11 protein-coding genes and 1 pseudogene are annotated in these 12,923 nt (G+C 48.6%); 7 read left to right on the forward strand and 5 right to left on the reverse strand.

What is annotated here, in order from left to right; genetic code table 11:
• A pseudogene (locus tag POG22_RS11495) lies at positions 1-236 on the forward strand (ISKra4 family transposase); the annotation flags it as partial.
• A gap of 175 nt (positions 237-411) precedes the next feature.
• On the opposite strand, the gene POG22_RS11500 reads toward POG22_RS11495, so the two are convergent.
• Positions 412-1,854, reverse strand: coding sequence for a calcium-binding protein (locus tag POG22_RS11500; RefSeq protein ID WP_498905358.1), 1,443 nt, complete (start codon positions 1,852-1,854; stop codon positions 412-414).
• A 670-nt stretch (positions 1,855-2,524) separates the two neighbouring features.
• Here POG22_RS11500 and POG22_RS11505 point away from each other — a divergent pair.
• From POG22_RS11505 to POG22_RS11525, 5 genes are all read left to right on the forward strand, one after another.
• Positions 2,525-3,175: a hypothetical protein gene (locus tag POG22_RS11505; RefSeq protein WP_498905359.1), complete on the forward strand. Its 651-nt coding sequence runs from the start codon at positions 2,525-2,527 to the stop codon at positions 3,173-3,175.
• Positions 3,176-3,244: 69 nt separating this feature from the next.
• Positions 3,245-4,186, forward strand: a complete 942-nt coding sequence (locus tag POG22_RS11510) for a DUF1822 family protein (protein WP_498905361.1) — start codon at positions 3,245-3,247, stop codon at positions 4,184-4,186.
• A gap of 118 nt (positions 4,187-4,304) precedes the next feature.
• Complete coding sequence (locus POG22_RS11515) at positions 4,305-6,521, forward strand: CHAT domain-containing protein (RefSeq protein ID WP_498905362.1); 2,217 nt, start codon at positions 4,305-4,307, stop codon at positions 6,519-6,521.
• A gap of 123 nt (positions 6,522-6,644) precedes the next feature.
• Positions 6,645-7,181, forward strand: coding sequence for a CPBP family glutamic-type intramembrane protease (locus POG22_RS11520; RefSeq protein ID WP_498905364.1), 537 nt, complete (start codon positions 6,645-6,647; stop codon positions 7,179-7,181).
• A 334-nt stretch (positions 7,182-7,515) separates the two neighbouring features.
• On the forward strand, positions 7,516-8,622 hold the full coding sequence (locus POG22_RS11525) for a hybrid sensor histidine kinase/response regulator (RefSeq protein WP_498905366.1): 1,107 nt from the start codon (positions 7,516-7,518) through the stop codon (positions 8,620-8,622).
• Here POG22_RS11525 and POG22_RS11530 read toward each other — a convergent pair.
• From POG22_RS11530 to POG22_RS11540, 3 genes are all read right to left on the reverse strand, one after another.
• Positions 8,605-9,072 (reverse strand): tetratricopeptide repeat protein, encoded by a 468-nt coding sequence (locus POG22_RS11530; RefSeq protein WP_498905368.1) that lies wholly within the window; start codon positions 9,070-9,072, stop codon positions 8,605-8,607. The genes POG22_RS11525 and POG22_RS11530 overlap by 18 nt on opposite strands.
• Positions 9,073-9,334: 262 nt before the next feature.
• Positions 9,335-9,724 (reverse strand): SpoIIAA family protein, encoded by a 390-nt coding sequence (locus POG22_RS11535; RefSeq protein WP_063718612.1) that lies wholly within the window; start codon positions 9,722-9,724, stop codon positions 9,335-9,337.
• 262 nt (positions 9,725-9,986) lie between these two features.
• Positions 9,987-10,139, reverse strand: coding sequence for a hypothetical protein (locus POG22_RS11540; RefSeq protein ID WP_498905370.1), 153 nt, complete (start codon positions 10,137-10,139; stop codon positions 9,987-9,989).
• Positions 10,140-10,172: 33 nt separating this feature from the next.
• Between POG22_RS11540 and POG22_RS11545 the strand changes: the two genes are divergently transcribed.
• The gene (locus POG22_RS11545; RefSeq protein WP_498905372.1) at positions 10,173-12,086 is read left to right on the forward strand and encodes a thiamine pyrophosphate-binding protein; all 1,914 of its coding nucleotides are present in this window, start codon (positions 10,173-10,175) and stop codon (positions 12,084-12,086) included.
• Positions 12,087-12,199: 113 nt separating this feature from the next.
• Here the strand turns inward: POG22_RS11545 and POG22_RS11550 are convergent, their stop codons facing one another.
• On the reverse strand, positions 12,200-12,808 hold the full coding sequence (locus POG22_RS11550; protein WP_498905374.1) for an IS110 family transposase: 609 nt from the start codon (positions 12,806-12,808) through the stop codon (positions 12,200-12,202).
• Positions 12,809-12,923: the final 115 nt, after the last annotated feature.

Below are 12,923 nucleotides of genomic sequence, written 5' to 3' on the forward strand. Positions count from 1 at the left end.
AACCGAACAGTAGATTGAGTCCCAAAATGGAAAAAAATGCTCTCTTGGTTTGTGCCAATGAATCTTACCAAAGAGCCGAGGAAGATTTAAGCTCTTTGACGGGACTAAAAATTTCCCATAGTACACTACAAAGACTCGTTAAAAAACAAAACTTGGAGCTACCAAATTCCATAGTTGGAGTACAGGAAGTTAGCTTGGATGGAGGAAAAATAAGGTTACGCACCGCTGCGAAGGGTGGGTGCATCTCACTTCTGCGATCGGAACCCCACCCATCCTCCCCGAGCTCGCGGGGAGGTGCCGAAGGACGTTCGGCGAGCGCTCAGTCGAGGCGCGGAGGGGTCATTCTACGAAATTGAGATGCACCCAGCGACGGAAACCGCCGCCCCCATGTCTTTGCTGGGATAACAACCTCTAAGTGAGACTCACGAAGTCACTGGGATTCAAACTCGTGACCCCGGTGAGCGTTGCCAAAAGTTCGCCCCCGAAGCTCACGGTTGTGTTGCCTCCATTGAGTTCGATTTCGAGCGTGTTGGCATCTAGCGGTTGCACGAGACCGAGCCGATCTTCACCGCTGGTAAAGTCAGTGATGATGTCAGACCCGCGACCGACGTTCAGAAGGAAGATGTCTGCACCGCTGTTACCCGTTAGTTCGTCGTTGCCGAGATCGCCTGAGAGGAAGTCGTTCCCGTCGCCGCCGATTAGCGTGTCGGTATCCTGACCGCCGAAAAGACTGTCATCGCCACTGTCGCCGTTGACGCGATCGTTTCCGATGTTCCCGAAGACGAAATCGTTGCCGTTTCCTCCGCTGACAATATCGTCATCTTTGCCTGCGGCGACGATGTCGTCACCATTCCCGCCATCGAGGGTGTCGCGGCCGGTGTTGCCGAAGACGATATCGTTATTATCGCCGCCAGTCAGCAGGTCGTCCCCGGCTCCACCCGCGAAGGTATCGTCGCCACTGCCGCCGTCGATGGTGTCGTTACCCGCAAAACCAAAGGCGATGTCGTTACCGTTCAAGAGATTGATGAGATCGCCGCTGTCGGTCCCGTTGACCGTATCGTCGCCGCTGTTATCGCTGCTCGCCCGGAAAAAGTCTAATTTGTAGTTGCTTCCTCGCGCAGGAGAAGAGTCAAAAAGTCCCACGAAATAGGTTCCAGGTTCTAAAGTTGCATTGAGAGCCGTGGGGAAATTTGGACGTGCGATATCCCTGGCGATCCGTTCACCTCGATCGAAAATACCATTGTTGTTTGAATCTTGAATCAGTTCGATACGTAATCCGCTTGATGGGCCATTTTTAATCACTTCAGAGAGAGTCAGGCTAACGTCATCTGTCCGATCTAAAGTGAAACGATAGTAATCAGCCGGATCGAGTCGGCCGTCTACCATATCTGAAAATGACTCACCACCGTTGAGAACACCGATATCTAGTGCTTCACGGGGTAAATTACCTGGGTCGGTTTCTAAATTCCCGATGAGAGTATTCGTCAGCGTCAGGTTGTAGTCAGCTTGAAGGCGAGAATTCCGAGCCGACAAACCAAGGCCGACAAAGTACGTTCCAGCGGGGAGTTCGGCATCAACTGAAACGTCGTTATCGGTGCCAACGATTGCTCTGTCGCGAAAAATAGCATCACCAAAATCTACGAGACCATTGTTGTTGAAGTCTTGAATAAGAGATAACTCTACGCCATCCCCCGTTTTGGTTGAACTAGCATTAAATCGGCTACTGCGATCGAGATCGACTCGATAATAGTCGAATAAATCGTCTGTGCCGTTAATTGACTCAGAAAACGAAACTTGACCGCTCAGGTTGCCTAGCTCGAGTGCAGTGCTTGGAAAATTACCGGGATCTGCCACGATTTTTACCTCAGAATGATTGAGAGAGTTCAAAAAACAAGGGATTACAGAGACTTCCTCGGACTGTAGATCGGGAAGCGTTGTCAATCCTGCGTCGAAGGTTATGTCTACTTCAACGGCACTTTTGCCGGGAAATTATGCAAAGTCAAAAATAAAAATGAAAAATTTTCCGCGATCGAGTCAATTTTCCCGCGAGAGTCCGATTGTAAAGTTGGCTTAAACTAAGACTGGGTAAGACTTCCGTAGATTTACTGAGTCAAGAGGGCGCGATCGCTACATTCGAGAGCGTCCAACCTCACTAGCTATCAACAACCTGTCACTATTGCGAATTGCGAGGAGAACCCTCGCAATTCTAAAGAAAATATTAAGTCAACGTCAGTTTGCATAATTCTGTAGATGAGAGTCCGTTGAAGTAAATAAAGAGCATCCTGCGATGGACAACACCCGCGAGTCTCGTCTTCTCTGATGCAGATGAAACTTGTAATGCTGTCGTCACAGGGCTTCTACTGCTTGTTGAAAAACAATTAAAATGGTGTTTATATGAATATCTAATAATATTAGCTTTTTGCTATATGCGATCGAGTCAGTATCAGCCAGTGCGCCCATAGGATATCCTTGAGATCAGTATTTTTACTGAAGCCGCATCTATACCTTGCAAGGCGGCACTCCTATGGACGAACTAGACCGTCATCTCAAACATCTCGCTGAAATCGCCAAGCAGCACCCTCCAGGAAGTAAAGGCAGAATCATCGCGACAACCCGTTTACTGATGGCTATCGAGCAGTCGGGTAAGCTCTACTGCCAAGGGCGTCACGACTATCCGCCAGAGGTTTATCACGACGCCATGCAGGCCGTCCGTGTGTATGTTTTTCGATTAATCGATCGCTACGAGCCATCGGCGGCCAAAATGATGACCCTGGTTAACCAAAAACTCAATCATGAATTCAAAGATGCGATTAAGAAACTCAAAAAGGAACGTCCTCAACATCTATCCTTATCTCAAGCAATAGATAGAGGCGACAAAGACTCTCAGCAAACGTTAGAAGATGTATTGTCTGGGGAGGAGCAAGAAAATCCCTATTTGTCCGATCGGATATTCAATATTATAAAGAACGACATAGACAATGCGTTCAAAGACAAACATATTAGAAATAAACCCGAAGCGAATTTTCAGAAGATTGCCCTACACATACTCGAGCATCGTAAAATGAGAGAACTCGCCCAAGCGTGGGATATCCCAGAGCAAACCTTATACAGCTTTTTTCGCCGATCTTGTGAGTCGTTTAGATCTCTTTTTGGGAAATATATCAAAGACAATTAATAACCAACATATAACCAACAGATAGTATGTTTCTTTTAATGACTCCATTTATCGGTAGGTATACCCCAAATGACGTTCCTAGTAGAGCCTTTAACTTTTACATCTAGCTTAACGACTGAATTCTTGCTTCAAGCCCAAGCGTTCAGTCGCGAACAGAGGGATTCTCAGAAAGCCAGAAAGGTTTATCTGAATACCCTGGCTGTTTGTGCCGTGCATTTTTATTGCGAATGTACTGGTGTGGAAACTGACTTGACGGCCAGTAATTCTTGGAACGCAGCCACACGAACGCTTACGAACGCGGCTGACCTTGTAATTCAAGGAAAAGGTCGGTTAGAATGCTGTCCGGTATTGCCGGGAGATGAGGTCTTTCAAGTATCGCCAGAAGCCCGAGAGGATCGACTGGGCTACGTTGTTGTTGAAATTGATGAAGCGGCATATGAAGCGAGGCTTTTAGGGTTCAGCCAGACCGCAGAAAGTCAGCTATATACCCGGAAACTGTCTTCTCTGGAAGCTTTGCTTGAGGCGATCGTCGATGATGTTCCGGAAACCGATCGATCTGCTCCCTCAGCGCCATCGGTGACAACGGGTTTGGTTCGGCTCAGTCAGTGGTTCTCGAACGTATTCGACGAACTTTGGCAAGATCCCGAACGGGTGTTAGCAGCGAGCTATCGCGGTGTCGTCGAGACTCAAGAGCCTGATTCTCAACCGTCTAGAAAGAGAGTGAAAATGCTAGATGTCGGAGGTTATAAAATTGCGTTACTCCTCCAGACAACATATCTGAGCGATACAGAACGGGATATTTTGCTAAAAGTTTGTCCGGGCGATCGCAATGTTCTGCCCCAAGGTCTCCTCCTGCAACTGCTAGATGATTCTGACAGTGTTGTGATGCAAACTCAGACGAAAAGAGCCGATAATTTTATATCGTTGAACTTTCAGATCGGTATTGAAGAAGCGTTCAGCGTTCAGCTCAGCCTGAAAGATAGCCAAGTTACCGAACAATTTTTAAGCTAGAGGCACTGGCAGCACTCAATTTTTCTGCATTTATTTGTAAAATATAGAATCAGGCGATCGAGCCTGAATACGAGTCCTATAGAATTGCAAACCGTCCAGTACACCAAACTCGATAACGATGGCTAGGATTGAATTGATTCTGAGGCAGTCTGGCACCACAGATCGGCTTGATGCCGACCTTGTTATCTTTGACGAAGAAGGCTATCCGACACAGGTTGTCGATTCCCTGACTCCTCTTCCCGAATCCCTCAGTCAGTCGATCGAACAATGGCAAGGAGTATTTTCAAATCTGGTTGGAGCGGGTCGTGGAATTAAAATCGTGAGCGTTACGTCCGGTAGTTGTTCGGATCGCGCCGAGGAGGTCAGAGAGAAGTTCGTGGCGTGGCTCAGGTCTCAGGAAAGCTGGCGACGCCTCCAGAATTGTATCAACCAATATGTGTCCAGCAACGAGGAAGTACAAATCAACATCCAGACCCTGGATAAGAGACTACGGTTATTGCCCTGGAATGAAATTTTCTTGGAGACTCATCGCTATGCAGAAACCTCAATCAGCCTAGCTCGGCAGTTTCAGCGTCGTAGCAATCTCAAACCTAAAAAACAGGTCAGAATTTTAGCCGTTTTGGGCAGCAACGGTGATGTCCGAAACAGACTGGAGAATACCGAAGCCAATCTATCGATTGATATCGATTTTGACTACAAACAACTCGAAAAAACACAAGCACGGGGGGCGTATATCCAAACCTTTAAGCAGCCTACCTCGCTAGAACTTAAAGAAGCTTTGAGAGAGCCAGAAGGTTGGCATATTTTCTTTTTTGCTGGACATAGCAAGAGTCAAAACGACAGCACAATTGGAGCGATCGCCCTGAACGATTGCGAACAATATCTGAGCATTCAGGAATTGAAGGAAGATCTATCAGTTGCCATTGAGAACGGCTTGCAGATTGCGATTTTTAATTCCTGCGATGGTTTGGGATTAGCGCACCAGTTAGCAGAGATCCACCTGCCTCAGAGCATCATCATGCGCGAACCCGTACCGGATGAAGTGGCCAAGGAATTCCTAGAGCAGTTTCTCGATTTCTTTTCCTACAGCAACTCTCTATTTGAATCAGTTCGGCGAGCGAGAGAATACCTGCGAAAAAAATTCGATCGCCAGAGTAAGTTTCCCGGTGCGAGTTGGCTCCCCACCATTGTCCGCAATCCGGCTGTGAAGCTGCCGCTATGGAATGATTTTATTGCCGAATCTCCTCTACCGTGGAAGCAGTTATTACCGTTGTCTGTGCTAACAATTACCTCTTTGTTTAGTCTTTTTTTGAGTTTATTTTTAGAATTTAAGGACATTAATATTGCAGGACGCCCTAAATATATTTACTACTCACAGCTCTACCCTCATTTAGTTTTATATCCCTGGCTTTTCCTGTGGGGGGCTTACTTTACATTGTACAAAGCATGGTGTCAAGTCAGAAGTAAACCTAAACTTTGGCGACAAGTCGTGGCTGCGATCGGTGTGTCGATCGTATTGCTGTGTGTAGAATTAACCTCTGACAACATGATGCTCTTTGAATTAAAAGAAGGGGCAGAGTCAGTTGTGACGATCGGGCAAGATCGAATCGAGATAATTTCAAAAGCACCGGCTCGGATTATCGACACGTCATCTTTAATTGACTCGAGCCAGAATGAAATCACCATTCGGAAATCAGATTTGGAAATGGCACTAGAGAATTTTCGATCGAACGAGGATTCAGTTTTACTTTTGAGTGAGGAGGAGAAAACTGGCTATTATGAATTCATGCGTCTTGGACTTGCCTATTCAACCTGGAAAGGTAGAGGCGCGTTTTCTAGGAGTCGTCCGTTTTATGCCCTTGCCTTCCTAGACATCATCGCTGTTATCATAGCTTCCGGTATTTTCTGGAAGGAAATTGGTTCAAATTATGTCTACAATAGAATAAAATACTTACGCTATATTATGGCGACTCAGCTATTACTTATTTTATGGTTTCCCTTAAGGATTTACAATAATATTGAAGTCAAGAAGCTTATTTTCGGTTACGACTCTTCAGTTTCTGGTCTTGATGTTATTGCGTATCCGGTACTTCTAGCTTTAATGGCAGTAACTATCTATCGATCTTGGAAATTTGAAGCCAGCTACTTCGCGGGAATAGTTGCTTTGCTTGCTGTCCTCGGATCGATTCTCATCAGCATCGTTAATCCTGAAATAGTTCACCTTGCCTTTGGATTGAATAGCAATCCGTCAAGTTGGGGACTCTGGCCGATACTAATTCTAACAATAATCTATTTGATTTACTCAGATATATTTGCAAAACACGAAAGAAGATAGCTCCAAAAAATAATTTTTTGCTGTTGATTTGGATTCATTATCATGGCAAATCGCTTCTCAAAGCTCCAGAATAAGTCCCTTAAAATTATAGTTTTAATATTTCTATTTTACGTCCTGCCACCCGTGGCGATAGTTCTGCACCTCATTCCATTTGAGTTCAGATTTATTTTGCTAACGGCTATTACGCCGATATTATTTTTCTTAAGACCATCAGCCGAAACCAAAAATATTGATTTGGGTTTAAACAGTCATAACCTCAGCGAATCTATAGTGGCTGTTATGCCCCTTACTCTACTGATGGCGTTGCCAATTTTCGTTATAGCAGCAGCGATCGAACCCAGATATGACAATTCAGAGTTATCTATATTTTTCTACATATTCTATATATTGATTTCCTGCCCTTTCCAAGAGTTTGCCTATAGAGGATATCTATTTACCGCCCTAGATATTTTAAGTATTAGCAGATGGTCGAAAATTATTGTTGCAGCTATACTTTACAGTTTTGTTCACATTGTTTATAGAGATAATTATATTTTGATCTTCACTTTTATTTCCGGTATTATTTGGAATATTCATTACGAAAAATATAGAAACTTAGTAAGTGTGGCCGTGAGTCATTCTATTCTTGGTGTCTTAACAATAATTTTAAAATTGATATAAAAATTCTGCATAAGTTGCGAATACCATCGGGTATATCTCAAAATGATTAAAGTTTACTCTTTGAGAAACTGGGACGTTCTCAGACGCCCGGTTTCCGCTATCCGATGTTTTAGGGATGCTTGGCTTCTGGCACGGTGCAGAAGTGAGATTTACGCAATGCCATCACAGTCATCCTATCTGTAGTACGGTCAACTTAAATTTTTGAATTTTAACTCGCTTAGCAGTATTTTGCATTCGATCTCACTTTGAATAGGTGAGTTCGCAACTCGATCGAGGCTTGAAAGCCGTGAGTTAAAATAAAATTAAGATGTTTCTTGACGTACTCAGCTCCATAATGACTCTTTCCGAACCAAAACTCGAACGAGAAACCCGACGCGATCGCATTTTAGCCGTAGACGATTCCCCCGATAACCTATTTCTCATCCAAGCAATTCTCGAAGATGAAGGTTACGAAATTGACGTTGCCGAAAATGGATTCGTGGCGTTAGAGAAAATCGAAAAACAGCCGCCCGACTTGATTTTACTCGATGTCATGATGCCCAAACTCGACGGTTACGATGTAACCCGCCGCGTGCGAGCGAACAACAATTTAGCCTATATTCCCATTTTACTGATTACCGCTCACGAAGGATCGAGCGTCGTTCGCGGGTTGGATGTCGGTGCAGACGATTTTATTCGCAAACCCGTCGAAATGGACGAGTTACAAGCGCGAGTTCGATCGCTGCTTCGCCTCAAACACAGCCTCGACGAACGCGATCGCATGGCACGAGAACGAGAAGATTTCGTCTCCCGTCTAACGCACGATCTCCGCACTCCCCTCGTCGCCGCCGATCGAATGTTTTCCCTAATGCAATCGGGCGCGTTTGGGGAACTCTCAGACACCATGCAAGAGGCGTTGGCCACGATGGTTCGCAGCAACCAAAACTTACTCGATATGGTCAACCTTCTCTTAGAAGTGTATCGCTATGAAGCCGGACGAAAAGAACTGACGTTTTCGAGATTCGACTTCTACGAAACGATTCAAGAAATCGCCAACGAACTGACACCGATCGCCAAAGAAAAGCAACTGACGTTACAGTGTAATTGTTCCGAAACATTCGATCGCACTCTCGTCGGCGATCGCCTCGAATTACGCCGCGTCTTCGCCAACATTATCGGTAACGCAATTAAATTTACCGACGCCGGAACCGTATCGATCTACCTCGATCGCCAAGGGGACAAAAGCATTCTCGAAATCAAAGATACGGGAATCGGAATTTCGCTTCAAGACCAGAAAAACCTGTTCGAGCGATTTCGCCAAGGTCGCCACAAGCGATCGGGTAGCGGGTTGGGATTGCACCTGTCTCATCGTATCGTCGCCGCCCACGGCGGGCGCATCGAAGTCTGTTCGGAAATCGGACAGGGGAGCGTCTTTCGCATTTACCTACCGACGAATCGCTAAATCGGGTGACGGAGAGCCTTCGACGAGGCGATCGCGGACAAACTCTTGCATTTGTCGTGCGTTCGCCGAACGTTGCAACCGTTCCCGTCGGGTGTAGAGTTGCGCGGCGGTCTCTAAATCGGTGATCGCGCTTCGGGGTTCGCCGTGGAGGTAGTGCGCCCACCCCCGTTGTTCGTACAACTGCGGCTGACGTCGTCTCGAGAGATCGATCGCTTTGTCGAAGGCGACGATGGCGTTGTGGTAATCTCCCGTCGCAGCGGCGTTTCGCCCCACAATTTCCCAAGCTCTAGCAGTGTCGAGTTCTCTCGGTAACGCTTCTTGTCGGTAGTTGGGCGGGTTGAAATCGTTGTCGGGAACGGCGATCGCGTTGGGGGCGACGGCGAGTATTGCAACTAAACTCAACGTCGGGAACCAAGTGAAGGGTCGAGTCAAAAAATCGATCGAACGCATACCAAAAATCTCCTCGGTTGGTGGTCGTTATCTTCAACCTTACCGAGAGTCTCAAGCGATTTCGTCTATCGCCAAGCAGTCTTTTCGCTCTACCCAACGATAGAAATTTGGCAGTTGCTCGAGACCGATCGAGGCAAAAAGATCGATCGAGAAAATTCAATCGGCCCCCCAAACGTTTTCCGACTCGCCGACCTTCGGTCGAGGGAACAGGGAACCGGCAACGGGCAACAGTAAGGGGTTTGGGTTAGAGGCTCTTGAAGAGTTACGAGCGATCGCTCGGTGTTTGAAGGGACTCGCAAATCCAATTCCTCGCCTCCTCTTGGCGATCGAACGGGAAGCACTTCACCTCGATGTGACGGAACAGTCGGTTCGAGATAGACGCTGCTGGTTCGACCCATTTCGCATCGCAAACGACCGCTTTGCGATCGAAATCCTTAAAATGTTTGAAGGCGAGCTTGAGGTCTTCAAACAACGCCTCGAGAGAAATTCCGCCGAGCCGTTTCATTTCCACGTAAACCCGGAGTTTCTCGTGAGTTGGCAACCGTTTTTCGACTTCCTCAGAAATGCGATCGATATCGCTGGCTTCGATCTTGCCATCGATGCTCAACCCGATCGCCGCGTCGTTTTTCAGAGGAATCAGTGTAATCGACATAACAGGACTCCTTCCCCAATTTCGGGGACGATCGCACTTTAATTTTAGCGTTTTGCCCTGGGGGACTGGCCGTCGTGTGAGACAATACCGGCAACGGTTAACATCAGTACAATATCAGCACGAGATCGGCGCGATCCCTGTAGAGAAATTCGAGCGATACCTCAGTGGGTGTGAAGGTTTAGCGTCCAATACGTTCGCCAGAGCAGAGCGTCACCGTTTCGCAATCGCGCTCGATCTCGTGGATTTTCTCTTAACCCGACCTTTACGCCAGCGATCGCCCTCTCTCGGTATTGTGAAAGCGGGTTTCTCGCCGAGAACTGCCGATCGTATCGGAAAACGCCTTCGAGCGATCGCCCTGACGTGCAGCCTCAAAACCCACGACGGGCGATCGCCCACATCGCACCCTTAACACCATCGTTTTGAAAATCGTTCAGTAGGAAAACCACACATGACTGCCACTCAAACCAAATTTCCAATCGACCTCAACGCATACACACCCCTCAAACTCGACCCGAACGTTTCCCAACTGACCGACGATCGACGGGAAACCCTCAAAGCCAACATCCAACTGATACGGGATGCGATCGTCTTCTTCACCGCCACAGGTGCCGCCCGAGGCGTCGGCGGACACACCGGCGGCCCCTACGATACCGCCCCCGAAGTCGCCATTCTCGACGCCTTCTTCCGAGGCAACCCCGACCAGTTCGTCCCCGTCTTCTTCGACGAAGCCGGACACCGCGTCGCGACCCAATATCTCATGGCGGCCATTTACGGCGAACTCCCGGCCGAACAACTCCTGCGCTACCGCGAAGCCCACTCCAAACTACCGGGACACCCCGAACTCGGACTGACCGACGGCATTAAATTCAGTTCCGGTCGCTTGGGACACCTCTGGCCTTACGTCAACGGCATCGCGATGGGCAACCCCGATCGCGTCGTGTGCTGCCTCGGTTCCGACGGATCGCAGCAAGAAGGCAACGACGCCGAAGCCGCCCGCATGGCCGTCTCCCGCAACCTCAACGTCAAACTCTTCATCGACGATAACAACGTAACCATCGCCGGTCACCCCTCCGACTACCTCAAAGGGTTCAGCGTCGCAAAAACCCTGGCCGGTCACGGACTCACCATCCTCGAAGGAGACGGCGAAGACCTAGACGACCTCTATCGTCGCATGTGCCAAGCCGTCACCACCTCTGGCCCGGTGGCAGTGGTCAACCAACGCAAAATGGCTACGGGAATCGACGGCATCGAAGGATCGCCCCACGGTCACGATGTCATTCCCGTCGATGCGGCAATTAAATATTTAGACGCCAAAGGACGCAGCGACGCCGCCAACTTCCTCAAACAAATCGAGAAGCCCAAAAACCCCTATACCTACATGGGTTCGGGAGATAAAGTCGGTTCAAAGCGCAACGTCTTCGGCGAAACTGTAGCCTCGATTCTGTTGGAAAAAGACGCCGAAGAACGCAAACGCAACTTCCTCTGCATCGACAGCGACTTAGAAGGCTCTTGCGGGTTAAAACAAATTCGCCAAGCTGCCCCAGACATCTTCGTCAGCGGTGGCGTCATGGAACGGGGGAACTTCTCCGCTGCTGCCGGATTCGGCATGGAAGACGGTAAACAGGGAATTTTCGCCACCTTCAGCGCCTTCTTGGAAATGTGTATTTCCGAAATCACGATGGCGCGGTTGAACTATTCCAACGTCCTCTGTCACTTCTCCCACTCGGGAATCGACGACATGGCGGACAACACCTGTCACTTCGGCTTGAACAATATGTTTGCCGATAATGGGTTAGACGACGGCTACGATACGAAGTTGTACTTCCCCGCCGACGCCGGACAGATGGCCGCTTGTGTCAAAGCGATATTCCACGATCGGGGAATGCGCTTTATCTTCTCGACGCGATCGAAAGTTCCCAATATTCTGGATGCGGACGGAAACGACTTTTTCGGCGAGGGTTATACCTTCACCCCCGGAAAAGACGAAGTGATTCGCGAAGGAACCGCCGGGTACGTCGTCAGCTTCGGCGATGTGCTCTATCGCGCCCTCGACGCCGTGGAACGACTCAAGCAAGAGGGTATCGACGTAGGCTTGATTAACAAACCGACGTTGAACGTCGTGGACGAAGACGCGATCGCCAAAATCGGCGCGTCGCCGTTCGTGTTGGTCGTCGAAGCCTTCAACCGTCGTACCGGACTCGGAAGCCGTTTCGGAAGCTGGTTACTCGAACGGGGTTTGACGCCGAAGTTCGCCCATCTCGGCACTCATAAAGAAGGTTGTGGCGGCTTGTGGGAACAGTATCCCCACCAAGGCATCGATCCCGATGGCATTATCGCCAAGGTCAAAGAACTCGTCGGCTAGTCACCCGTCACCCGTCGTAGATACTGTGTTAGCCCCAGGGTGTCAAGAGGCAGGAAGTAATCGGTTGGGGTCGAAGGGTTGCCCAGACTTGAGAATGCCGTAAACGACCCGAATCAGCTTGTGCATGACCGCCCCAACCACCTGCATCTTGTTCTTCCTGCCGCCAAAAGGCGCTCTCGAAAGAGCTTTATCTGGGGGCAGCATCGAATCATACTCAAGGCCGGAAAGTAAAGCGCCTTACGAAGTCGGGGATTGCCGATTTTACACAGGCGAGTCTTGCCTCGAACTGAAGTTCCCGACTGGCGTTCTTGGGGAGTGACCCCGGCAAAAGCCGCCAGTTGACGAGCTGAGGGAAAATGCTCTACCGAGCCAATTTCAGCTAACAGACGAGCGGCACTGTCTTTCCCGAGACCGGGAATAGTCGTCAAGCGCTGGTGTTGCTGCTGCAAATGGTCATGGGCTTGAATATGTTCGAGCAATCGCTTTTTTACCGATTGCACTTGAGCTTCTAGGAACTGAATATGTTCCTCGAGATCGGCTTGTAACTCCTGAGAGGTTACGTGTAGGCGATTTCTTTCCTGGGCTATCATGCCTTCGAGAGCCTGCAAACGGCGAGTGTAAGTTTGCAGGCTCTGAATTTCCTCACTCGAAGGTTCCCAAGCTGCGGGCTTGAGCGCTTGGCAAAACTGAGCAATAATACGGAATCCAGTTGTCAAAGCCACGCTATAATAGTTAAAACTTCAGACTTAAAAAGTGATGCCGAGAACAGCAACGATAGTTCCCCATTTGCCAGTAGAAGAACTTAAAAACAGATATAGAAAGAGCCGCGACCCGGTA

It is taken from the genome of Geitlerinema sp. CS-897, assembly GCF_028368005.1.
In the GTDB taxonomy this organism is placed as follows: Bacteria; Cyanobacteriota; Cyanobacteriia; order Cyanobacteriales; family Geitlerinemataceae; genus Baaleninema; species Baaleninema simplex.